Raw genomic sequence first — 23,765 nt, 5'->3', positions numbered from 1 at the left:
AATGGGATCATCTACATCATTGTTATTTTCTGGTAGCTGTTGAGTGTTTTGCTGTAATTGTTTAAGTTTAACAATTTCATGATGTAACGCTAATACAACTAATTCCTCAAGATTAGTTACTAGTCCTGTCTGAATTAGCTCTTCTGTAGTTTTCAGCAAATCTTTGGGTAAATTTAAGGTAATTTGATTGACGTTTTCCATGGATAGTATTGTTTTGATGAGATGAGAGGCTTACTTATTATTGAGCTTAGCTATAGTCTAGCTGAGTTAGCAAAATGAAACTTACCATTGATTAAGCTAACATTAGCTTAGCGCAATTCTTCCCCATGGCACAGGCATCAACTGCATCCTAACACTGGTTAACTTCACATCCAGTAAAGCTAATCATAATTCCTCTATCCTTGATTAACTCTTATCTCTTCTCTCTTGCCTTTTGCCTATTGCCTATTGCCTCTTATCTACTTCCACCATCGACTAACATCATCAACCGCTGCCACCGTTTCTCTTAGGGCTTCAATACCCCCAAACTTGATGATTAAAGGAGCTAATTTAGGAAGAGCTTTAAGAAAATTGGGACGGGTTAGACTAGCTAAACCATCAATAATTTTTTGCCAAAGAGGAAAATCAACTGAGGAAGGAGTTAATCTATTAATTAAGCTCTGTAAGACTTTTGCTCTGTCTTTTTCAGACCCAATCGCTCTGGCGCAATCTAAGGCTTGGTTTAACAACATATCGGGTAAGTGGGGGGCTAAGGCTCGTAAGGCTTTGGCTCGGTATTCTTGATCGGAAATCCCTCTGGCGCAATCTAAGGCTTGGTTTAATAACACATCGGGTAAGTGGGGGGCTAAGGCTTTTAAGGCATTAGCTCGGTAGTATTCATGGGAAATCCCTCTGGCGCAATCTAAGGCTTGGTCTAATAACACATCGGGTAAGTTGGGGGCTAAGGCTCGTAAGGCTTTGGCTCGGTATTCTTCATTCGGAATCCCTGTGGCGCAATCTAAGGCTTCTGGTAACACATCCGGTAAGTGGGGGGCTAAGGCGACTAAGGCATCGGCTCGGTAGTATTCATACTTAATCTCTCTGGCGCAATCTAAGGCTTCTGGTAACACATCCGGTAAGTGGGGGACTAAGCTGATTAAGGCTTGTGCTCGGTCTTTTTCATCGGAAATCCCTCTGGCGCAATCTAAGGCTTGGTGTAACACATCCGGTAAGTGGGGGACTAAGGCGACTAAGGCATTAGCTCGGTATTTTTCATCGGAAATCCCTCTGGCAAAATCTAAGGCTTGCTGTAACAATACTTGAGGTAAGTGGGGAGCTAAGCCGATTAAGGCTCTGGCTCGGAAGTATTCAGACCCAAGGACTTTGGCACAATCTAAGGCTTCTGGTAACACATCCGGTAAGTGGGGAGCTAAGCCGATTAAGGCATCGGCTCGGTCTAATTCATGCTCAAGGGCTCTGGCGCAATCTAAGGCTTCTGGTAACACATCCGGTAAGTGGGGAGCTAAGCCGATTAAGGCATCGGCTCGGTCTGATTCATGCTCAAGGGCTCTGGCGCAATCTAAGGCTTTGGGTAACAACGTTTCGGGTAAGTGGGGGACTAAGCCGATTAAGGCTTTGGCCTGAATGCTTCCAAGCCAAAGGGCTCTGGTACAATCTAAGGCTTCCGGTAACACATCGGGTAAGTGGGGGGCTAAGCTGATTAAGGCATCGGCTCGGTCTTTTTCATCCGAAATCCCTCTGGCGCAATCCAAGGCTTGGTGTAACAATTCGGGTAAGTGGGGGGCTAAGCTGATTAAGGCATCGGCTCGGTCTTTTTCATCCGAAATCCCTATGGCGAAGTCTAAGGCTTGGTGTAACAACACTTGAGGTAAGTGGAGCGCTAAGGCTCCTAAGGCATTGCGTTGGTGGAATCCATTTCCAATCCCTCTGGCGCAATCTAAGGCTTGGTCTAATAACACATCGGGTAAGTGGGGGGCTAAGCGGATTAAGGCTGCGGCTTGGTTGGATTTATTTCTAAGGGCTCTGGCGCAATCTAAGGCTTCTGGTAACACTTGGGGTAAGTGGGGGGCTAAGGCTCCTAAGGCATCGGCTCGGTCTTCTTCATCCCCAATCCCTCTGGCGCAATCTAAGGCTTCTGGTAATAATTCGGGTAAGTGGGGGGCTAAGCGGATTAAGGCTCGGACTCGCTTCAATTCATACTTAATCTCTCTGGCGCAATCTAAGGCTTCCGGTAACACATCGGGTAAGTGAGGGGCTAAACCGATTAAGGCATTAGCTCGTTCGTATTCATACTTAATCTCTCTGGCGCAATCTAAGGCTTCCGGTAACACATCGGGTAAGTGGGGGGCTAAACCGATTAAGGCATTAGCTCGGTAAAGTTCATCCCCAATATCTCGGGCACAGTCTAAGGCTTGGTGTAACAACACATCGGGTAAGTGGGGGGCTAAAGCTTGTAAGGCCCCGGCTCGCTCGGGTTCATACCCAATCCCTCTGGCGCAATCTAAGGCTTCCGGTAACACATCGGGGAAGTGGGGAGCTAAGGCGACTAAGACTGTTACTCGGTGGAATCCATTTCCAATCCCTCTGGCGCAATCTAAGGCTTCGGGTAACAACACTTCTGCCAAGTCAGGTGCTAAGTAGATTAAGGAATGGGCTCGCTCTCTTTCATCCGAAATTTCTCTGACGCAATCTAAGGCTTCTGGTAACACATCGGGTAAGTGTGGGGCTAAAGCGATTAAGGCTAATCCTGGCAAGAATTGAAAATGAAGAGCTCTGGCCCAATCTAACGCTTGGTTTAACAACACTTGAGGTAAGTGGGGGACTAAGACGACTAAGGCTAAAACTCGGTAGTATTCATCCCAAATCCCTCTGGCGCAATCTAAGGCTTCCGGTAATAAAGAAGGCGGAAGATACTCACTAATTGCTTCCAAACCCTCTACTTGAAGTTCATAATCTTTGCTCTGTCGCACATAAGCTAGTGCCTGGGCTGGCGTCCAGATTTTGTTCTTAAGTAATACTGCCATTAACTTTGGACCAATATTTCCAGCCAAGCTGTTGAAGGATGTCGTAATCAGAGCATACCGACACTGTAGACTAATCGATTCTGTAGGATTTTCTTTAAAATTAGCTGCTGCTATTGCCCAAGCTTTCGATACATCCTTGATAAAATTAGCAGTTTTTCCCTGTCTATCACACTGCCAATACCAACCGTTATCTCCTGCTGGAGTTTCTTCTTTCAGCAGTTGATGAATTTGATCGATTTTTTGGGCTTTCTCTAGGTGCCAGGTTAAGTGGTTATAGATATAACCATCATCGGGTAAGGTATGCCATAATCCCTTTTCGGTCTTAGTTTGATAACGTTCTAATAATTGCTGATGAGCTTCTGTAATTGATAATGTTAGCTCTGGTTGCAGCAGATTACGGGCTAAATCATGTAACAAGTCATGGAGGCGATAGTTAGTTTCTTGGGTACTAGAGACACCAGGTAGTAATAACGCTTTTTGTCGTAAGTATCGTAAAGTCTTTTTGGCTTTAAATGAATTACAGTTCCATAACGTTGTCGCCATGGTTTCAGTAATGGTAACATCCTCCGGCAGTACCCCTAACCAAGCAAATTTTTTCAATCTCTCGGGGGATAATCGCTTTAAACTGAGATTAAACGAAGCCACTAGACTGTAGTTTTTGCGCTTAGCGTCACTTGGTTCTTCTTCTGCTGACCATCGATCTAAAGCTTCTAAATCAGCAATTTCAGCTTGTAACTCATCCAGTAACTCTTCCCAAGAGAATCCATCCCCAATTTGGGCAGCAGCTAATTCTAATCCTAGGGGTAAGTAGCCGACGGTTTTAGCTAAGGTTTTAGCATATTCCAGTTCTTGATTAGTTAGCTTATTGTTGAAACAACCCGTTAATAACTCCAAGGATTGATTTAGAGTCATCACGTCCAAATTATAGGGAATCGCACCCTTAACCGGAGCTTCTCTGGTAGTGACTAAAACCCGACAGCCACCCCCTGCTACTCGAAAGGGTTCAACATGGTCAGGATGCCAAACATCATCCACCACTAGCAAGGCTTTTTGATCAGATAATAACGTTCTTAATTGTAAAGAAGCGCTATCAATATTAATCGGTTTGAAATCATAATCTCCTAATGCCTGTATCCACGTACTTAGAAACGATAAAATATCAGGTTGCTGACCTAAGGTTGCCCAAAAAATCCCATCGGGAAAATCGGATTGAATGTCTGGATCATGGGCTAAGGCTGCAGCTAAGGTGGATTTCCCAATTCCTCCTAAGCCATAGATCGCACTAACCACTAAAGTGCCAACTCTAGCGGTTTCTTGGGATAAAAGAATTTGTTTTAGTCGTTGGCTTACTTCCGGGCGTTCGACATAATACCGAGGTAGTGGGGGTGCTTGATTTGGTCGAGTTTGGTTAACCTTCCTCCAAGGCGACTTCACTCAAGTATTATTATAATTAATAGTTTGGTCGCCTTTAATAATATTTTGGCTTCCTCCAATATTAGTATTATCTTTATTAATACTCTTCCCTTGGACGAAGTTACCCTGGTTATCTACTTTCTCAATGTTGTAATTGTCACGCTTAGCTTGGTGGAATTCCAAAGCTTTGGTAATCTTTTCAATAATTTCCTCTAAGTTAGGCAAAGTTTCAGCATCAACCGTAGTCACCAAACGCTCCATACTTTGGGCAACTTCCGGATTTTGCTTTGCTGCTGCTTCTACTTCCAATACCACCTTGGCATAATCAAGTGCTTGCTCTGGAGCTTGCTCGATCGCCATTACTGTATCTGGAGACTGGTTTCTCAGGGATTCCACAAACTGGCTAGTCTGGTCCCAGACAACTTGCCCGACATTTTCCCCAGTTTTTTCTAGGGCTTTCGTGGCGAGCACAGTAGAAATAGCGACAACGGCAGCAGCTAATGGTTCCATTTTTGAAGGAGATTATTCAGAGTCTTGGTTTATTATAGTATTTTTAAATTGGGTGAGTTAGTTAGTAGTTAGTAGGGTGGGCAGTGCCTACTAATGCTATCGCCAGATGCTCTTATCTATCTTTGGCACTGCCCACCCTACATCAATATTCTATTGTGATTAATTCTTTGGTGGGCAGTGCCTACTAATGCGATCGCCAGCTGCTGTTATCTATCTTTGGCACTGCCCACCCTACATCAATATTCTATTGTGATTAATTCTTTGGTGGGCAGTGCTTACTAATGCTATCGCCAGCTGCTGTTATCTATCTTTGGCACTGCCCACCCTACATCAATATTCTATTGTGATTAATTCTTTGGTGGGCAGTGCCTAGTCATCCTATCTCTAGCTGCTGTTATCTATCTTTGGCACTGCCCACCCTACATCAATATTCTCTATTGTGATTAATTCGCGCGGTGGGCAGTGCCTACTAATGCGATCGCCAGCTGCTGTTATCTATCTTTGGCACTGCCCACCCTACATTAATATTCTTGATGCTCTATCAGTTAAACAGATTTTTTGATATTTCCTATTCCCTGTTCCCTGCTCGATCAAAATAGAATACCATAAAAAAAACCTGTACAAATTAAACATAATTTAGTACATCAATGGCTATCAATACTATTTGTAAATAAATGTAAAAGATTTTAATTAAGCCTTGCATTTTTTCGAGGAGTTATGTATAGTATAGAAGGTGACGACTGAAACTAATAGCCGCGCTGGCAATACCTGTTAACCACGACCAGCGCGGCTTTCCTCCCTCCTAAATAGGAGTTACTTCCATCATGCAAAAAAAAATCACGATCATCAATCCTGGTTATCGACTCTTGGGTGCATCTCATTTTTGCGGTTTGACCCGGTAGGTGCCATGGGCATCTTGGTGCCATGGGCATCTTGGTGGAACAGGCATCTTACTGGCATGGGTATCTTGCTGGCATGGGCATCTTGGTGGAACGGGCATCTTGGTGCCATGGGCATCTTGGTGGAACGGGCATCTTGCCCGTTTCCTGCCGCAACTGTAAGCATTCAGCTAATCCGCTACTTGAGGTGCTACTTGAGGTGCCAAAGGCCAACGGCTGACAGCTGACGGCTGACAGCTGACTGCTGAATAATTACATTTTATGAGAGTAAAAAAACAGGAATATATTTCGACGAATAAAAAAAGAAAAAGGGTAATGCTAGCATACAATAGTGAAAATATCGTCTACTCTAAGAGTAAGATAGTGCTTAACTGTTCCTGGAAAAACACTATCAAGTGCCCGGGGAGTTAATAGTTATAGTTACTCATAGAATCAAGGGAACTAGTGTAAGGATAAGCCAAGTCAATGGTCACTCATGACTTAGGCTGATTTAAGATTAGGGTGTTATCTACGCCAACATTTTATCTACGCCAAAAGAGTTTTCACTAGTAGCCCAAGGCCAAAAAAAATTAATTAATTCAGTTGTCTACTAGGTTATTTGTACTAATTCATAATGATCACAGATAACCGAGATTGTAGGTATCCATCGACAGGATTTGGAATCAATTATTTGACCATGATTCCCATACCACTGTCGATTACCACGTAAGCTGACAGCTGAATGCTTACAAGTATTGATTTTTATTCTAAGCACTAAACCTTTGATTACTAATGTCTAAACAAAAGCGCAAAAGGTTAAGGTGCATCAGCGCTTGGAGGCTGCAAAGCTGGAAAGTTTGCTTGCCCTTAATCCCAATAATTATTCTGTTGTGTGCCGAGGTAGCAGTAGCCCAGAATCCACCTTTTAAGACTACCCTTGAATCGCTCCAAATCACCGTGAATACTATCTGGGTGATATTCACTGGTTGTTTAGTATTCTTCATGAACGCGGGCTTTGGGATGTTGGAGGTTGGTCTTTGCCGCCAAAAGAATGCCGCCAACATTTTGACTAAAAACCTGATTGTGTTTGCCCTGTCTACAGCCGCTTACTGGGCAGTTGGCTTTGCTTTCATGTTTGGTGATGGCAACCCTGTTTTAGGTTTCAATGGCTTTTTCCTTTCGGGATCAGATAATAGTCCAGCCATAGGAGAAGCCTACAACGGTGTCTTCTATTCACTAAAAGATATTGGTATACCCCTCAACGCCAAATTCTTTTTTCAACTGGTTTTTGCTGGAACTGCTGCCACTATTGTCTCTGGAGCAGTGGCCGAGCGCATCAAATTTTCTGCCTTTTGTCTGTTCAGCCTTCTACTTGTCGGCATCATTTACCCAATCACGGGTCACTGGATTTGGGGAGGAGGCTGGCTAGGAGGAGGCTGGCTACAAGGGCTGAAATTTTGGGACTTTGCTGGTTCAACGGTAGTTCACTCCGTAGGCGGTTGCTGTGCCTTAGTAGGTGCTTACCTTCTCGGACCACGCAAGGGCAAATATATAGATGGCGTTTCCTATGGGCTGCCCGGACACAATCTCAGCCTGGCGATTCTAGGTTGCTTGATTTTATGGCTGGGCTGGTTTGGTTTTAACCCCGGCTCAACGATTTTTAATCCCGGAACGACGAATTTAGATCCCAACGCAATTAGCCATATTGTCCTCACCACTAATACAGCAGCTTGTGCAGGGGGTATTGCCGCAGCTCTAACTACCTGGCTTGACCCAAGGGATCCTGACAGTAAGCCTGACCCCACTATGATTATTAACGGAGTACTGTCGGGTTTGGTAGCCATTACCGCATCCTGTCGATTCGTTACCATTGGTAGCGCTATCACCATAGGTCTGCTGGCAGGAATAATAGTGGTCTTTTCAGTAGACTTCTGGGACAGGATGAAAATTGATGATCCAGTAGGTGCTATTTCTGTCCATCTTGTCGGTGGAGTCTGGGGAACACTGGCTTTAGGTCTTTTCAGTGAAGGACCTGGTGATTTGTATAGTATTGGTAACGGTCCAGTAGCCGGACTATTCTGTGGTGGCGGGATAGATAGTATCCGGCAGCTTTTTATTCAACTACTCGGCATTGTTGCTGTAGATGTGTCAACGGTTTTCCTGAGCTGGCTAGCTTGGTTATTAGTTAAACGTATACTTTCCTCAAGTCTAAGGGTTACAGAAAAAGCAGAAATTGAAGGTCTAGATTTCCACGAACACCGTATGAATGCCTACAGTGGCTTTTTGTTTAAGGGAGATCTCAAGCAATCACCGCTGAGGGATCAGCAAAGACAAAATTAACACACTGTTCTGTAGATACAAGCAAACCCATTAAATTCTAGGATTCAGCCGGTTATGAAGGTAATCAATAACAGTATTTTCCAGCAAATAAGTTTAATTTGATACAGACAAACTAAGCCAAAGGATTATGATCATAAATGAAATTAGTTTAGGAATAGTGTGATCATAGTTTTATTGGATACCGATCAAGACTATCAATATAGCAATCCGTGTAGCAATTGATATAATTTTGATGCCATATTCCCTACTCCCTGTTCCCTGTTCCCTGTTCCCTGTTCCCTGTTCCCTTTGCTAGAGTAGTTTAATCAAAATTAATCCCATGAACATAATCAATATGTCAAAAAACACACAAGATTACGATAGCATTGTTAGGGATTTAGTAGCTGATAATGATGACATTTTAGGTGCAGTTATCCTCTATAAACAGTTGCCAATTACTCAGTTAATAGGTAAATTAAATAAAACTGAAATTCTAAAAATAGCCGATAAAATAATCGAGTTTCACCAATCGATTAACCGCTTACCTAGTCTGGTAAACAACGAAAAAATATTCATGGAATCTAGAGATACTTTGCTGATTGTTGTTTTTTACCCTAATCAGTGTTTGTTGCTAGTTAAAGCTAAGCAAACTGATATCGTTGGCAGGATTCTACATGCTATTGAAGAAACATCACAAAAGATTCAGTCTTTACTTGACCCTAGAGGAGCTTATCGAAATAGTTATCAGTTATTGTCTCAGGCAAAGGATAATGAAATAAAATACAGGAAGAAACCCCTAAGTCCTGAATTTTAGGACGTTCCCAAATGTCAATACAACTGGGGCACAAAGAATTGCTCATACAGAGGTGGGCGCACATAGTTATTGGGAGCCTTCTTGCGTGGGGGTAATTCTAGAGGTTCCGGTGTCATATCAATGTAGGGAATCTTGCTGAGAATATGACTGATGCAATTAAGACGAGCCCGCTTTTTGTCATCAGCTTCCACCGTGAACCAGGGGGCTTCGGGAATATTGGTGTGAGCCAACATGTTGTCTTTTGCTTGGGAATATTCCACCCAGCGATCGCGAGATTCTAGATCCATCGGGCTGAGCTTCCAGCGACGAGCGGGATCGGTGGTGCGAGATTGGAAGCGTCGCTCTTGTTCTTCATCGCTAACTGAAAACCAATACTTCAGCAAAATTATGCCGGATCTGACCAACATCCGCTCAAATTCTGGGCAGGTTTGCATGAATTCCTGATACTGTGCATCGGTACAAAAACCCATCACATGCTCCACCCCAGCGCGATTGTACCAACTGCGGTCAAAACAGACAATTTCACCGGCTGCGGGCAGATGAGCGACATAGCGCTGGAAATACCATTGGGTCTTTTCCCGATCACTCGGTGTACCCAATGCCACAATTCGGCAGCCACGTGGATTTAGGGGTTCGGTAATCCGTTTAATAGTGCCCCCCTTACCAGCTGCATCACGTCCTTCAAACACAATCACAATGCGGGTACCAGTATGCTTAGTCCAGTATTGCATTTTCACCAGTTCCAATTGTAGACGGGCAAGCTCCTTTTCATAAATTTTCCTGGGAAGTTTAGAGCTGCCTTCTGCCTCAGAAATGTGGTAGAACACTTTTCGTTCTGAATTTGGGAGATTGGCCTTCTTTTGTTTCTTAAGTTTTTTCTTATTTAATTTTTTCTTATTTAATTTTTTCTTATCTTTCTTTTTACTATCTGCTGCTAGTAGATGCTTCTTTTTGCTCGCCCGTTGGGACTGATCCCCATTCATAGATTTATTTTTCATTGCTATACAACCCTGTATTTGTATTGAGCTTGATGTAGGGTGGGCAGTGGATCAGGCAGATTAACCAAGCTGGTCATCAGGTGGCTAGGCACTGCCCACCCTAGGATTAATATGCTGGATAAACTTAGTGCGATCGCAACTCTAGTTGATGTAGATGTAGGGTGGGCAGTGGATTAGGCAGATTCACTAAGCTGGCCATCAGGTGGCTAGGCACTGCCCACCCTAGGATTAATATGCTGGATAAACTTAGTGCGATCGCAACTCTAGTTGATGTAGATGTAAGGTGGGCAGTGGATTAGGCAGATTCACCAAGTTGCCCATCAGGTGGCTAGGCACTGCCCACCTTACTGAGATGTAGTTGGTAAGATGTAGGGTGGGCAGTGGATCAGGCAGATTCACGAAGCTGCCCATAGGGTTGGTAGGCACTGCCCACCCTACGATTAATCACTTTTTTACAAATATAAGATACACCCAATTAGTGCGATCGCAACTCTAGATCGCCTTGGCAAAGTTCGCTGGATCTTGGTCACGTCGGTGACGGATGGGAATAGCAGAACCTTGACCATTTCCTACTAAAGAGGCAGTTTTTTCCAGAGACTCTCTGAGCCTCTTAGCAGCATAGATAGACATATCCCGAGGAACACTAATTCTATCGCGCAAATATCGCAGAGCAGGATCTGAACCCAAGGGTGGCATACAGGTTTCCCCGGTAATCATGTGTGTCAAGGCACAACGCAGGGCTGGATCAAACAAGGTCTCGTCGGCGGGGTTAACTCGAATGATATTGGTGCGGTGTTTAAGCACTCGTTGGAGAGCTTCAGTACGGGAAGTTTCCGGTTCTGGGTAAGTTACATCCGGTAGCCCTTCCCAAGGACCATTGTCCACCCGTGCCTGATTGATTAACGTCTGGGGTTTATCGTTTGGCCAGCAGCCCCCCATCTGGGGAGGCAAATCATGGACATGGGTGTGGAAGTCGCTCTGGGTGCCACGATAGGTAGGTCGGGTTTCCATGGCCTCAAACCAAGCTGCCAATCGAGGATTTTCTTCCCTCAAAGAATAGCCTTTGTAGTAATAAAGACTGGCATTCATGCGTTCGACATAAGGCATGAAAATCACATCAACAGTACCGAACTGATCCAAACAGTAAGGACCCGGAGTGGAGCTTAGGGCATTTTCCACCATCTCCACCACTTTAACAAATTGGTCTTGGTGATTTTGTTCTTCTTTAGATGAACGTGTAGGATAGCACAACCAAGTACACCAAGCTCTAAACAGAAGTCTCTCCAACTGCCGTAGGTTGATGACAGCGGGGTCTTTCATGCTTTGTTCTAAGGGTTTAAAAACCCGTTCTAATCCGATTAAAATGTCATCACTTTCGGTAATCAAGTTACCATCTAGCTCTAGAGCTGGTAGCATCCCCGATGGCACTTTCTGCTTGTACCAACTTTCTTTCTTACCATAACAAAACATGGTAACTTTTTTGATACGATAAGGAATCTGTTTTTCTTCCAACCATAGCCAAGTTTTCTGGCAGTAAGGGCACCAAGCGTGGTTATCGCGGTATAGGGTAACCCGAATATCAGATTCAGTAAAACCAAATAGGCGCAAACAGGATTGAGCGTTAGTAGCTCCATTAACAGTATCTATTTGAAAATCCGTCAGAGCTTCTAGTTCTTGCCAGGTTAGGGGGGCGATACTCATGGGGGTGGGTTTAATTAGAGTTTGTTACAAAAGATACTATCGCATATTTTGCTTAAGCTATCAGCTATTAGCTATCAGCTATCAGATATCAGCTATCAGCTATTAGCTATCAGCTATTAGCTATCAGCTATTAGCTATCAGCTATTGAATAAAATAAGCTGACGGCTGACGGCTGACGGCTGACGGCTAACGGCTGACGCCTGATAGCTGACAGCTGAATGCTTAGAATCAAGACAGTGATAAACCTGAGCTTGGTAACCATCCACGGATATTAAATTATTAACAGAATTCTCAGCAGAACAATTAGGTAACTCTTCAACTGTTGCGTTAAAATTCACCAACCATACATCTAGGGTACTTGACAAATTAGCAACAGTCTTTTTAAGAGTGATAGCAGCCGGACAATTGGTCTGCTGGCACTGAATTTGGTCTTGATGTGCCAATAGAAATTTGGGATTTACTGAAGATAGTTTTTGATCAGCCTTCTGTTGGAATTCCCAAGCCAGTCCCATCATTTCACCAGTCTGTACCAAGGTGTTGTGAGTAGTAGCAATTAGTATCGGTACTGATGACTTTTGTTCGATTATCGGTACCAATAAATCTGGACGATAGTATTTTTGATAGCCTAGATTGCTGACTACGGTAATACTACTCAAAAACCCCATTAACAAAACTAGCGCTATAGTTTTCGGTTTCCCATGGCTACTATTGTCAGTGGGATTTGGTGTTGAAGGGTGACGCTTACTCACGGCTAGGGCGGTTGCTACTAATACAATCACAGCAGGGAAGTAAACGAAACTATACCGAGCACCACGGGTGAGGTCGGTACCAAGGCAGTAAGTAATACCAAAAAATAATGCGATCGCACTAATCAAGAAACTCCCTAAAACCGTTGTGACCAAAGCAGTCTGAGGGTGATTTAGTTGTATTTTTAGATAGCGATAGAGAATCGGAAGCAACCAGATTAGAAACAGCAACATCACCAAACCCGAAGCAATGACCACTATCAGGGAAGATGACTCTACGGGCAATAGCGATAACATGGTGATCCAAGCAGCGATAGCTTGAAAAATTGGCTTGCACCAAGCCCAACTCCCTTCACTGCTACTGATAATCCATTCAGTCATCTGAGCATCGTAACTCGATAGCCACACTGGTAACCAAACTAATCCTCCCATGGCACTACCTGCCGCAACTGCACCAATGCGCCGGATGGGAGAGGGTCGAGAAGGAGAAATTTTGGCTAATCCCCAAAGTCCTAATAAAACCATGGCCTCAGCACAGAGGGTCAGGATAAAAAAATAGTGGGTTGCTATACCTAAACAATTAACCACTACCCAAGACAGGGATATCCAAATCGGTAGAACAGTATGGCGTTGAAGATGTTGTACAGCAATAACTAAGCAGCACAGGGATGCCATTACCCACAAAATAGCTAAGGTGTAATGACGGGCTTCCTGGGCTAGAAAGACACCGTAGGGAGACACAGCCATAATTGCTGCTGCTAGTTGAGCGACTAACCGGGAACGAAACCCTACCCAGCTCAGTCCATAGATTACGGGAATTGATACTATACCGAACAGGGCGGGAAGCGATCGCATTCCCCAAATTACTAAGTCGCTATCCTGTAAGGATGTTCCATCAAACGCCTGTACACCGAAGGAGAATAGCCTCATCCACCAGTTCGCGAGGACAAAGTATAGAGGAGGGTGGTGATCCTCAGTGAATAAATGATGAATAACTGCTGATGCTCCCGATTCTGGATTAAATGCCAGTGGTTGTAACAGGGTAGAGAGGGAAATGGCTTGGTCTAGGGGTAAGGTTTGATAACTATTGCCCAAGCTGAACACGATTGTGGCAAATTCATCAGTCCAGGGAGACTTCAGGGTTAGGTTAGTGAAGCGTAAAACACTGCCAATAGCAATCCAAAACAATAGCAACAGGGGGTGGAACCAGAGACTTCTCAGGAAAATTTTCAACAATAGTAACCTCAATCAGCAAAGGAGCACACTTGCCAATGGAATGGAAATAGATGACAGACAAAATATATGGAAACAGGGGGTTTTAGCCCCTAAGTTATTTTCACCTTCCGGCTACACCATGGAGGTGTTCAACTGCGATCACTGCGATCATTGTAGATTTACTGAATGTAGGTTTACTGAATATGCCTGTGATTACCACTAGTATTGATACTATTCTCAACCGTGCCTTAGGGGGTGTTGATATATCACCCGATCAAGGGGTTGTGCTTTTGAAGCAAACTGAACCTCAGGCCGTAGCGTCAATTCAAGAAACTGCGGATCGGTTGCGCTATAAACAAGTTGGGGATACGGTTACCTATGTTATCAACCGTAATATCAACTTTACCAATATCTGTACCCAGCACTGTAGTTTCTGTGCTTTTCGGCGGGATGCCTCTGAAGAGGGTGCTTATTGGCTCGATTGGCAGCAAATTCATGAAAAGGCAGCGGATGCGGTGCGGCGGGATGCTACAGAAATTTGCATGCAGGGCGGACTCAACCCCAAGGCAAAGATGAATGGGTCAACCTTGCCCTATTACCTAGGGTTGGTAAAAACCATTAAGCAAGACTTTCCTCAGCTGCATCTCCATGCTTTCTCTCCCCAGGAAGTGCAATTTATTGCTGAGCAAGATGGACTTAGCTATGCCGAGGTAATTGCTCAACTACAAGAGGCTGGTCTTGGTTCAATGCCAGGAACAGCAGCAGAGATTTTAGATGATGATGTCCGACGTATTCTCTGTCCAGAAAAGACCAATACCGCCACTTGGCTAGAGATTGTGTCAACAGCTCATCAATTGGGAATGCCCACAACCAGTACTATGCTCTCGGGTCATATTGAGACACCCCAACAACAAGTGGCACACTTGGAAAAATTGCGATCGCTTCAACAAAAAGCCTGTAACCAGGGATACCCTGGCTTAATCACTGAATTTATCTTACTGCCCTTTGTCGGACAGGAAGCCCCCAAACCATTACGCCATCGGGTTGGACGGGATCAACCGGTATTGAAAGATGCTCTGTTACTCACAGCTGTAGCTCGGATTTTCCTAGGGAACTGGATTAAAAATCACCAACCCAGTTGGGTAAAACTCGGTCTTGCTGGGGCGACAGATGCCCTTAAATGGGGTTGTAATGATATTGGTGGCACATTAATGGAGGAGCATATCACCACCATGGCCGGAGCTATGGGGGGTACCTGTATGGAAGTAGAAACATTACAAGCAGCCATTCAATCCATTGGCCGTCCCTATCAGCAACGAGATACGATTTACAGCTAAGATCAAGTCCAGTTAATCACTTCTAATCTGGTTGATACCATACCTGTTAATTGGTAATTTGTAATTGATAATTAGTAATTAGTAATTGGTAATTAGTAATTGGTAATTTACGAACAACCAATTGTAATCACATTCAACGGTCACACAGAGATATAACCTTTTATCTTTATGTCCCTAGCAATCAAATCCATGACCAAAAAAAAGAAATCTTTTCTACTGCTAATTTTTGCAGCAGCCGTCTTGGTAGTAGGCGGTGGAGTAACCGCTTACTGGTTGCTAGTTCGGCGGCAGATTTTCAAACCAAATATTCAGGTAAGTACCCAGTTAGTTCCCCAAAATGCCTTTTTTACTGCATCAATTTCTACAGACTCCAAACAATGGCAACAGTTGCTAAACTATGGCACAACTGAATCTCGACAAGTTTTGGAAAAACAGCTTGGTCAGTTGCAGGAAAATTTACTAAACGCTAACGGCTACAACTATCAGCAAGATATCAAACCTTGGTTGGGTGAAGAAGTTACCTTAGCATACTTTAGCCCTAGAGACTTATCACCAGCAGTCTTATCAAACGATCAATCAGTTTTTCCCAGTTTGATTGTACTACCCATTGACAAACTAACCCAAGCAATGGAGCTGTTCAAAAAAGCCAAGTCTCAATCAGGGAAACAGTGGGTTGAGAGAACCTACAGAGGTATTCAGGTTTACGAAACAAACAAGAGTAACTCCCAAAAGTACTCACAAAAGTACTCAGTAACAGTGCTGGGGCGTTTTCTAGTAGTGAGTGAAAACCCCAAAATTATTGATCAGGTGATTGACACCTACAAAGGAGCTATTTCCGTAGCTAGTAAAGCTGGGTACCAAGATGCGATCGCTCAGATTAAAGCTGATCAGTCCTTTGGTCAGTTGTATATTAATCTACCAGCTTTTTTAGCCGCAGTAGCCCCTGATTCCCAGGAGCAGGCTCAAAAAACAGCAGCTAAACCCTTAAAGCAAGACATAGTCACAACAGTAACCCTAACACCAGAGGGGATAAGTTTTGAAGGGATTTCCTGGGTCAAACCCAGAAGCACTGTTAAGGCCAGTAACGACACTAGCGGTTCTTTTTTGCCTAGACGGATGCCAGCGAGTACCCTAGCGATTATATCTGGGGGTAACATCAGACAATTTTGGCAATACTATACCGAACAAGGAGCATTAAATTCTCTCATCCCCATTTCCCCAGACAATTTCCAAGGTGGATTGAAAACTACCTTAGGCTTGGATTGGGAAAAGGATTTACTCTCTTGGATGGAAGGGGAGTTTGCCCTAGCCTTAATACCAATGTCTCCCGAAAAACTGGCGCTTCAGGATAACCCTTACTCTGCGCCCTTAGGAGCTGGGCTAGCATTGATGGTAAAAGTAAGCGATCGCTCTAGTGCTCAAGCAACCCTACAGCAATTGGATGACTTAATCACCAATAGTTATCAGTTACCGGTAGTAGAAACTCAGGTGAACGGTCAACCAATGGTGAGCTGGACAGCTACTCTAGGAGGGGTGAATGCTACCCACGGCTGGTTAGAAGGGAATGTAGTCTTCTTCACCCTAGGAGCCCCCATTGCTAGTGAACTGCTCCCTCAACCCCAAAAGACACTAATTCAAGCACCTCTGTTTCAAAACACCGTACCAACCAAACCTAATCCCAACACTGGTCAATTTTTCCTTGATGTTGAGCGTACCCTCAATAGCAGTAATCTCAATCTCGCCCAACTACCAACCCAGCAAGAAATCTTAGCAAAGGCAATTAATACCATCGGCTTAACGGTTGCCAAAATCGACCCCAATCGCACCCGCTTTCAACTTTTTGTTCAGTTGAAAAAACGCTCTCAACCCAGTAAACCTGCTGAAACTAAGAAGGGAGATAATCAGGAAAAACCCTAGAGACATTATTAGGTAAGCATTCAGCCGTCAGTGGTCAGGGGTCAGCGGTCAGCGGTCAGGGGTCAGCCTAATGCATTAGGCTGACGTAACTCAGATTAAACAAATGGTTACCTGTTTTATTCACAAAAGCTGATAGCTGATAGCTGATTGCTGATAGCTGATAGCTGATTGCTGATTGCTGATAGCTGATTGCTGATAGCTGATTGCTGATAGCTGATTGCTGATAGCTGATAGCTGATAGCTGATTGCTGATTGCTGATAGCTTAATAGCACTAGCCATGAGGCTTTCACTAATCCCTAAAGCCTCATGCCTAACACTTAACACCTTGATTTAACTCTCAAAAGTACATTGACCGAGTACTAGTTTATGCCATCGATACAGCACCAGATTTACCAGCAGCTTCCTTAAGGATTTCTGCTTTATCAGTTTCTTCCCAAGGCAGAATCAAATCGGTACGCCCGAAATGACCATAAGCTGCCGTGTCTTGATAGAAACGACCACCCCGTTCTGCGGGTAATCGGCGCAGATTGAAAGTTTGGATGATTCCAGCAGGACGCAGTTCAAAATACTTGTTGACCAATTCCAGCAAAATCTCCTCGTCCACTTTACCAGTGCCAAAGGTTTCTACAAGGATACTCACGGGTCTTGCCACCCCAATGGCGTAACTCAGCTGGACTTCGCATTTGTCTGCTAAACCTGCTGCCACAATGTTCTTAGCTGCATAGCGACAGGCATAGGCAGCGGAACGGTCTACCTTAGTGGGGTCTTTGCCAGAGAAAGCACCACCACCATGGCGAGAGTAACCGCCATAGGTGTCTACAATAATTTTGCGACCAGTTAAACCTGCATCACCTTGGGGACCACCAATCACAAATTTTCCTGTGGGGTTCACCAGGAAGCGTGTGTTGTTATCCGGCTTAATCTCAATATCTTGGAAACAGGGTTCCACCACTGCTGACCACAAGTCATCTTTAATTTTTGCCTGGACAGCTACCTCATCGGTAATATCACCAATAGTGGCATCGTGTTGGGTGGAAACCAGAATCGTGTCAATCCCAACCGGTTTGCCATCTTCATAAGCCACACTGACCTGGGTTTTGCCATCAGGACGCAGGTAAGATAAATCACCAGTTTTACGTACAGCTGCCAGACGGCGAGAAACCCGATGAGCCAAACTGATTGGCATAGGCATCAGTTCTGGGGTTTCGTTGCAGGCAAAGCCAAACATCAGACCTTGGTCCCCTGCACCGATGGCATCTAGTTCATCGTCACTCATTTCCTCGCGACTTTCCTGGGCAGCAGTCACCCCTTGGGAAATGTCAGGGGATTGTTCATCAAGAGCAACTAAAACAGAGCAACTGTTGGCAGAGAAACCATTGTCAGCATCAGTGTAACCGATTTCAGCAATTTTCTTCCGCGCCAAATCAATCAAATTGACCTGGGCTTGGGAGGTAATTTCACCAGTAATCAATACCAAACCGGTGTTAACGACCACTTCAGCCGCAACACGGCTTTGGTGATCTTGAGCGAGCATAGCATCTAGGATAGTGTCAGAAATCTGGTCACAGACTTTGTCAGGATGACCTTCGGTAACCGATTCAGAGGTAAATAAATAGCGACGAGACAATTAGCAATTCTCCTTTAACAATTACTTGATGACCTGTATAGCATAGATCACTTTAAGCTACTTTAACCTGCTATAAGAAAAACTTAATATATTCATATCACGTTTTATCAATTGATTGTGAACAAATACTGAAACAAAAAAAACCTGAATTAAATCCTGAATCCTTTGTGATCATGATTCGACAGGTAAATAGTCAAAAATTATAGTTTTTTTGGCTATTTACCTATTTTTCAATTGATGAATCATTAAACTCCATCATCCGAGCAACGTTTTATGCTCTCGCTCTGGTTCTTATGAAATTTTTAACATTTCATGCTTTGGGGCATTGTTAGGCTTGGCAAGGGTTATGATTTAGCTATTAGTAGTCAGCTATAAGTTAATGAGCATATTTCTGAACAAATAGGATCACCACTACCATTACATCCCTTACCAATCCCTTGCCATTAAGTTTTATTTAGAATCCCCTAAAACCTCCTTTAAAGCACTCAAAACTTGCTCCACATTCTCTCGCCGAGAGTTATAACCCATTAAACCAATGCGCCAGACTTTACCAGCTAATTCACCCAAGCCGCCACCAATTTCCATGTTGTAATCATCCAGCAGTTTGCGGGTAACTGCCTTGCCATCCACCCCGTCTGGTATCCGAACCGTGGTCAGGGTAGGCAAACGAAATTCTTGCTCCACGTGACATTCTAGACCCAAATCAGCCAAACCTTCCCAAAGCAATTCAGCATTAGTTTGATGCCGTTCCCAACAAGCGGTTAGTCCTTCTTCAGCAACCAATCGCAACGCTTCGCGCAAGGCATAATTCATATTAATTGGAGCTGTGTGGTGGTAGGTGCGCTCGTCACCCCAATATTTGCTCAACATCGATACATCCAAATACCAATTAGCGACTTGGGTACGACGCTGGTTGAGTTTTTCGAGGGCACGAGCTCCCATAGTGAAAGGAGAAATGCCTGGTGGACAGCTAAGCCCTTTTTGGGAGCAACTATAGGCCAGATCAATCCCCCATTCATCAATAAACAGTGGCACCCCACCTAAACTGGTGACTGTGTCAACCAGCAGCAAGCAATTGAAATCTCGGCACAACTCAGCCACACCCTCAAGGGGCTGACGGGCACCGGTTGACGTTTCAGCATGAACCAAAGCCAAGACAGCAGGACGATGGGTTTCCAAGCCTTCTCGGAGTTCATCAAGGGTAAAGACTTGCCCCCAAGGCTTCATTAGTTTACGGACATCAGCACCATAACGACCAGCCATATCCACGAGTCGGTGTCCAAAGTAACCGTTTACCCCAACTAAAACCACATCACCTGGTTCTACTGCATTGGCTAGAGTAGCTTCCATTGCCGCACTACCTGTGCCACTCATGGGAATGGTCATCGGGTTATCAGTTTGCCAAGCGTAGCGGAGTAAGGTTTGCACTTCGTTCATCAGTGCGATAAAACGGGGATCCAGGTGACCAACTGGGGGCATTCCCAACGCTTTTAATATGGAAGGATGGGCATTAGATGGCCCAGGTCCGAGTAACAGCGTCGGAGGCATATCTATATCGGTCACGGAGACGCGATTATTATCTTTGATTGATGGGGTTGAGGTCATTTATTATTTATAAGTGTTTGGTAAAGTAAGAGTTAACCAAAATAAATAATAACCCGAAGGTGGCTATCCCCGTATTCTAGGAAGTAAGGCGGAACAGCAAAGAGGCTTCAGCCTCAAGCACAGAGGAGATTAAAGAGGTCAACAAAACCGGGTGTATCTCATATTTGTCAAAAAAAGGGAAGTGTGGGAAGTGTGGGGCGCGGGGAGTGTGGGGCGCGGGGAGTGTGGGAATTCTCGCGCGAATTTTTGCTTAATTTCATCCATTGAGATGCACCCAACAAAACCTAATCTGCTTGGATATCGGCAAAGATGCCAATGGCAATGGTGAGGTAAGCAGTTAAGCTGTTATATATTTTTAATACACAACAGTTTGCCAAAGATGTGATGCTCAAAAAAAAGTAATTTTAATGTATTTTGTTGAGCTATAAAGCAAATGCATCTAAATTATGAAACCTTTATCCACTAAAAAAATCAATAACACTAAATTAATAAAACAACAAATTAATAAAAATATAAACACGTTGAAACCCTTATACCTGGGTGAGCCCGTTGGCAGGTTAGCCGGTTGGCAGATTGCAGGAAACAACCTTCAACGGATGAACCTTCAACCTTCAACGGATGAACCTTCAACCTTCAACGGATGAACCTTTAACCGCAAAGTAGGCTAGAAAAGAAAAAGATTCGCGATCTGCACGCTTTAAGCGATGGACTGCGTCCCGCTTTCAGCGATGGACTTCATCCCGCTTTCAGCGAACGCTAGTTTGGCAAGCATATAGATTCAGGATAAATACTGTGGTTTTTAAGATTGCTTTATTAGGATTAGGGACGGTTGGTACAGGGACAGCAAAGATTTTACTCGACACAGCTGGACGTAACCCACTACTGCAAGGGATAGAAATTGCCAAGGTAGGAGTGCGATCGCTTGATAAGCCCAGAGAAGTGCAACTACCACTGGAGTTGATGACAACGGACCTAGAAGAAATTGTCACCAATCCAGAGATAGATATTGTAGTAGAGCTACTGGGAGGATTAGAACCAGCGCGATCGCTTATGCTCAAAGCGATTGCCCAAGGTAAACATATTGTCACTGCCAATAAAGCCGTTATTTCCCGCTATGGAGATGAAATTTTTGCGGCGGCGGAAGAGGCAGGAGTCTACGTCATGTTAGAAGCAGCAGTTGGGGGGGGTATCCCAGTAATTCAACCCCTAAAACAGGCATTGGGAGTGAACCGTATTCATAGTATTACTGGCATTGTTAACGGTACTACCAATTACATCCTGACCCGGATGCAACGGGAAGGGGGAGAATTTGGCGATATTCTGGCTGATGCCCAACGCTTGGGATATGCTGAGGCTGACCCCACTGCTGATGTGGATGGATTAGATGCCGCTGACAAGATTGCCATTTTAGCTTCTATTGCTTTTGCAGGACGGATTAATTTATCTGATGTCCACTGTGAAGGGATTCGTCAGGTCAGTGCAGCAGATATTGTTTATGCTGAGAAACTGGGGTTTGTAATTAAACTCTTAGCTGTAGCCAAGCGAGACCCAATGGCAACTGGGGATAACCCAAAATCTGAAACTATTCAGCTGAGGGTACATCCTACCCTTGTTGCCAAAACTCACCCCCTTGCCAGTATCAATGATGTTTACAACGGGATTGTGGTAGAAGGGGAACCAATTGGACAAGTGATTTTCTCTGGTCCTGGTGCAGGTTCTGGTCCGACAGCCAGTGCGGTGGTGTCGGATATTTTGAACATTGCTGCTGTCCTCAAAACCGATCTCGAAGCCAAGCAACTACATCCTCTACTTAGTTGTGCTCATCAGCACTATTGTAATGTTGCTCCTATTTCAGACCTGGTCACCCGCTTTTATGCGCGGTTCCTCAGTCAAGACCATCCTGGTGTAATTGGGCATTTAGGCACCAGTTTTGGCAAACATCATGTCAGTTTAGAATCTGTGGTGCAAATTGGTTTCCAAGGAAACTTAGCAGAGATTGTGGTCGTCACTCATGATGTGCGTGAAGGGAACTTCCGACAGGCTCTAGATGAAATTCGGACTCTAGAGGCAGTGGATAGTATTCCTAGTATTTTAAGAGTGCTTTGAAGGTTGAAGAGTTGAAGGTTGAATAGTTGAAGGTTCACTAGTTGAAGGTTTAATCTTTTAGAGGGTTGAGGGAAGTCCTTGGCCAAAAGGCCACGCTACGCGAACGGGGAAAGTTCAAACCATAGTAGCCATTCCCGAAGGTTAGGTTGTTTGCTTGAAGTCTAAAAGTTGAAACCGTTTACCTGTGCCCTAGTCTTGATCTATGACTCAATCCTTAACAATGAATGTAGTGCGCTGGCTCCCAATTATTTCTACAATTTTTTGGCTAGTGACCCCAACTGTTGCTAGTTCAAACTTGGGAACAACTGATTCCTATCCTGGTTCTTTATCTGTAGATGATGGTTGGCGATGGACTTCGTCCCGCTTTCAGCGATGGACTTCGTCCCGCTTTCAGCGAACGCAAAGCCAGTTAAATTTCACACATTCCACACTTCAAGCAGCCAACCTACAACCTTGGCCAAAAGGCCACGCTACGCGAACAACTCTGACAGTACAAACAGTACAACAGCCACAAAACACAGTAACTCAAAACACAACTATAGAGGATATTTGTCCACCGCCAGTGCTCTCTCGCTTAACTCGCCACCAAGTGGTTGCAGGTGAAACCGTCGAGAGTATTGCCAACAAATACAACCTTGAAGAGGCTACACTACTTCGATTTAATCGAGCCTTAAACCGGCAGTCAATGCCAGTGGGGCAAGAGATTCTGATTCCGCCATTCAATGGTATCTTGGTGAATGTGCCATTGAATGCCACTTGGCAAGACTTAGCAGACGCCTACGGTGTCCGTGCTGCGGTTTTATTTGAGTTAAATGGTTGTAAAAAACCCTCTAAGCAAGCCTTTATCCCAGGGTTAAATTCCCTTGGCATAGGTATTCCCACAGCAACGAGGGAAACTCCGACTGTAGATAGCTACACCGGATTGACTAATTATCCCTTACCAACTGTGGCAGGGATAGGACTGGATTACGGCTGGCGGCAAGACGCTGGTGAGGATGAAAAGAAGTTTCACGCTGGTGTGGATTTACTCGCACAGGAAGGTACTCAGGTTTTTGCTACTGATAGCGGTATCGTTGCCTATGCTGGAGCACAAGACACTTATGGCAATTTGGTAGTGATTAATCATGAGGGAGGACGCCAAACCCGCTATGCTCACTTAAACCGTACTAGTGTCAGTCCAGGTCAGCAAATTAATGTTGGACAGTTATTGGGGACAGTGGGGACTACGGGAAATCCTGACATTAACCAACCCCATCTACATTTTGAGGTTCGTTTGAATTCCCCTGGGGGTTGGGCAGCACAAGATCCAAAATTGCATTTGAAAATGACTCCTTAGTGACCATTGAGCTGACTGGCTTGGTTAATCGTGAATCTACAATAGTCAGCTATTGCTGATCGTGATATGAACCCACTTTCCGCACTTCATTTTTTAGCTGTCCGGCAAAAGAAGCCCCACACCTAATGCGTAGCATAGGTGTGGGATGAATTTTGCACAGGGTATTATAAAATTGCTATAATATATGTACTGATAAACAAAGCCGTTCGCGTAGCGTGG

At 44.4% G+C, this 23,765-nt stretch carries 18 protein-coding genes and 1 pseudogene; 8 read left to right on the top strand and 11 right to left on the bottom strand.

Annotation, left to right across the window (positions count from 1 at the left end; all coding sequences use genetic code 11):
- The 4 genes and pseudogenes from F6K38_RS19530 to F6K38_RS19515 form a co-directional block, all read right to left on the bottom strand.
- Window positions 1-201, bottom strand: a pseudogene (locus F6K38_RS19530) (hypothetical protein); the annotation flags it as partial.
- Between the two features lie 257 nt (window positions 202-458).
- The gene (locus F6K38_RS19525; protein WP_287357182.1) at window positions 459-4,457 is read right to left on the bottom strand and encodes an NB-ARC domain-containing protein; all 3,999 of its coding nucleotides are present in this window, start codon (window positions 4,455-4,457) and stop codon (window positions 459-461) included.
- Window positions 4,458-4,946 carry a hypothetical protein gene (locus F6K38_RS19520; protein ID WP_287257000.1) on the bottom strand — a complete coding sequence of 163 codons (489 nt, stop codon included), beginning with the start codon at window positions 4,944-4,946 and terminating at the stop codon, window positions 4,458-4,460.
- Window positions 4,947-5,792: 846 nt separating this feature from the next.
- Window positions 5,793-6,011 carry a hypothetical protein gene (locus tag F6K38_RS19515; RefSeq protein WP_009148905.1) on the bottom strand — a complete coding sequence of 73 codons (219 nt, stop codon included), beginning with the start codon at window positions 6,009-6,011 and terminating at the stop codon, window positions 5,793-5,795.
- Between the two features lie 605 nt (window positions 6,012-6,616).
- Between F6K38_RS19515 and F6K38_RS19510 the strand changes: the two genes are divergently transcribed.
- Together F6K38_RS19510 and F6K38_RS19505 are read left to right on the top strand one after the other, a co-directional pair.
- On the top strand, window positions 6,617-8,164 hold the full coding sequence (locus tag F6K38_RS19510; protein WP_044494306.1) for an ammonium transporter: 1,548 nt from the start codon (window positions 6,617-6,619) through the stop codon (window positions 8,162-8,164).
- A gap of 319 nt (window positions 8,165-8,483) precedes the next feature.
- Complete coding sequence (locus F6K38_RS19505) at window positions 8,484-8,957, top strand: hypothetical protein (RefSeq protein ID WP_143764228.1); 474 nt, start codon at window positions 8,484-8,486, stop codon at window positions 8,955-8,957.
- A gap of 14 nt (window positions 8,958-8,971) precedes the next feature.
- On the opposite strand, the gene ppk2 is transcribed toward F6K38_RS19505, so the two are convergent.
- The gene (gene ppk2, locus F6K38_RS19500; RefSeq protein ID WP_009148897.1) at window positions 8,972-9,955 is read right to left on the bottom strand and encodes a polyphosphate kinase 2; all 984 of its coding nucleotides are present in this window, start codon (window positions 9,953-9,955) and stop codon (window positions 8,972-8,974) included.
- Between the two features lie 39 nt (window positions 9,956-9,994).
- On the opposite strand from ppk2, the gene F6K38_RS19495 reads away from it, so the two are divergent.
- Window positions 9,995-10,132, top strand: a complete 138-nt coding sequence (locus tag F6K38_RS19495) for a hypothetical protein (protein WP_009148895.1) — start codon at window positions 9,995-9,997, stop codon at window positions 10,130-10,132.
- Window positions 10,133-10,201: 69 nt separating this feature from the next.
- On the opposite strand, the gene F6K38_RS19490 is transcribed toward F6K38_RS19495, so the two are convergent.
- The 3 genes from F6K38_RS19490 to F6K38_RS19480 form a co-directional block, all read right to left on the bottom strand.
- On the bottom strand, window positions 10,202-10,381 hold the full coding sequence (locus F6K38_RS19490; protein WP_131827118.1) for a hypothetical protein: 180 nt from the start codon (window positions 10,379-10,381) through the stop codon (window positions 10,202-10,204).
- A 66-nt stretch (window positions 10,382-10,447) separates the two neighbouring features.
- On the bottom strand, window positions 10,448-11,656 hold the full coding sequence (locus F6K38_RS19485) for a glutathione S-transferase family protein (RefSeq protein WP_287253135.1): 1,209 nt from the start codon (window positions 11,654-11,656) through the stop codon (window positions 10,448-10,450).
- 137 nt (window positions 11,657-11,793) lie between these two features.
- Window positions 11,794-13,635 (bottom strand): glycosyltransferase family 39 protein, encoded by a 1,842-nt coding sequence (locus F6K38_RS19480; RefSeq protein ID WP_009148891.1) that lies wholly within the window; start codon window positions 13,633-13,635, stop codon window positions 11,794-11,796.
- 185 nt (window positions 13,636-13,820) lie between these two features.
- Here F6K38_RS19480 and cofH point away from each other — a divergent pair, with 185 nt between their 5' ends.
- Both cofH and F6K38_RS19470 read left to right on the top strand, forming a co-directional pair.
- Window positions 13,821-14,954, top strand: coding sequence for a 7,8-didemethyl-8-hydroxy-5-deazariboflavin synthase subunit CofH (gene cofH, locus F6K38_RS19475; protein ID WP_009148889.1), 1,134 nt, complete (start codon window positions 13,821-13,823; stop codon window positions 14,952-14,954).
- Between the two features lie 189 nt (window positions 14,955-15,143).
- Window positions 15,144-16,871 (top strand): DUF3352 domain-containing protein, encoded by a 1,728-nt coding sequence (locus F6K38_RS19470; RefSeq protein ID WP_287248592.1) that lies wholly within the window; start codon window positions 15,144-15,146, stop codon window positions 16,869-16,871.
- A 67-nt stretch (window positions 16,872-16,938) separates the two neighbouring features.
- On the opposite strand, the gene F6K38_RS19465 is transcribed toward F6K38_RS19470, so the two are convergent.
- From F6K38_RS19465 to F6K38_RS19455, 3 genes are all read right to left on the bottom strand, one after another.
- Window positions 16,939-17,196: a hypothetical protein gene (locus tag F6K38_RS19465; RefSeq protein WP_287357180.1), complete on the bottom strand. Its 258-nt coding sequence runs from the start codon at window positions 17,194-17,196 to the stop codon at window positions 16,939-16,941.
- 40 nt (window positions 17,197-17,236) lie between these two features.
- Complete coding sequence (gene metK / locus F6K38_RS19460; RefSeq protein WP_287265445.1) at window positions 17,237-18,499, bottom strand: methionine adenosyltransferase; 1,263 nt, start codon at window positions 18,497-18,499, stop codon at window positions 17,237-17,239.
- 450 nt (window positions 18,500-18,949) lie between these two features.
- Window positions 18,950-20,104 carry a pyridoxal-phosphate-dependent aminotransferase family protein gene (locus F6K38_RS19455; protein WP_044494302.1) on the bottom strand — a complete coding sequence of 385 codons (1,155 nt, stop codon included), beginning with the start codon at window positions 20,102-20,104 and terminating at the stop codon, window positions 18,950-18,952.
- Window positions 20,105-20,625: 521 nt separating this feature from the next.
- Here F6K38_RS19455 and F6K38_RS19450 point away from each other — a divergent pair.
- The 3 genes from F6K38_RS19450 (at window position 20,626) to F6K38_RS19440 (ending at window position 23,546) form a co-directional block, all read left to right on the top strand.
- Window positions 20,626-20,748 carry a hypothetical protein gene (locus F6K38_RS19450; protein ID WP_267872074.1) on the top strand — a complete coding sequence of 41 codons (123 nt, stop codon included), beginning with the start codon at window positions 20,626-20,628 and terminating at the stop codon, window positions 20,746-20,748.
- Window positions 20,749-20,896: 148 nt separating this feature from the next.
- Window positions 20,897-22,210 (top strand): homoserine dehydrogenase, encoded by a 1,314-nt coding sequence (locus F6K38_RS19445; RefSeq protein WP_287357179.1) that lies wholly within the window; start codon window positions 20,897-20,899, stop codon window positions 22,208-22,210.
- Window positions 22,211-22,412: 202 nt separating this feature from the next.
- Window positions 22,413-23,546: a M23 family metallopeptidase gene (locus tag F6K38_RS19440; protein WP_287293948.1), complete on the top strand. Its 1,134-nt coding sequence runs from the start codon at window positions 22,413-22,415 to the stop codon at window positions 23,544-23,546.
- Window positions 23,547-23,765 lie beyond the last annotated feature (219 nt).

The sequence above is a fragment of the Moorena sp. SIO3B2 genome (assembly GCF_010692525.1).
In the GTDB taxonomy this organism is placed as follows: Bacteria; Cyanobacteriota; Cyanobacteriia; order Cyanobacteriales; family Coleofasciculaceae; genus Moorena; species Moorena producens.
The sequence above is the reverse complement of the archived record's forward strand: the minus strand, read 5'-3'. Positions and strand labels throughout refer to the sequence as shown.